The 450-nt window shown below is 37.8% G+C and carries 1 tRNA gene; it reads left to right on the top strand.

Features of this window, described 5'->3' with window-relative positions:
- Nucleotides 1–23 precede the first annotated feature (23 nt).
- Nucleotides 24–98: transfer RNA gene (locus KYJ26_RS23165), tRNA-Asn, on the top strand.
- The last annotated feature ends 352 nt before the right edge of the window (nt 99–450 follow it).

Below are 450 nucleotides of genomic sequence, written 5' to 3'. Positions count from 1 at the left end.
ACTTAGGCCCACCATTCTATTATTCCGCAGTAGCTCAGTGGTAGAGCTATCGGCTGTTAACCGATCGGTCGCAAGTTCGAATCTTGCCTGCGGAGCCATTTTCTTCTTATTAAGATAAATGGAAAGACGTTCTCTTTTTTTGAGAAAGTTTTAAAAAGAAGTTGACTTCTGCGAAGTTAACTGGTAAAGTATTATTTGTTGCCGCAAACGAGCAACACACAACATGAAAAACTTGATCATAACTTTTTTAAAAAAAGTTATTGACAACAAGTTATCAAATATGTAATATAGTAAGGGTCGCTTCGGAAGAAGCGCTACATTGAACCTTGAAAACTGAACAAAACAAGACAATACGTCAACGTTAATTCTAGATTTATTTTAAGAGCTATTCAAACTTTTATCGGAGAGTTTGATCCTGGCTCAGGACGAACGCTGGCGGCGTGCCTAATA

It is taken from the genome of Rossellomorea orangium (assembly GCF_019334305.1).
In the GTDB taxonomy this organism is placed as follows: domain Bacteria; phylum Bacillota; class Bacilli; order Bacillales; family Bacillaceae_B; genus Rossellomorea.
Note: the sequence above shows the minus strand (reverse complement) of the source record. Positions and strands in the feature narration are given on the sequence as shown.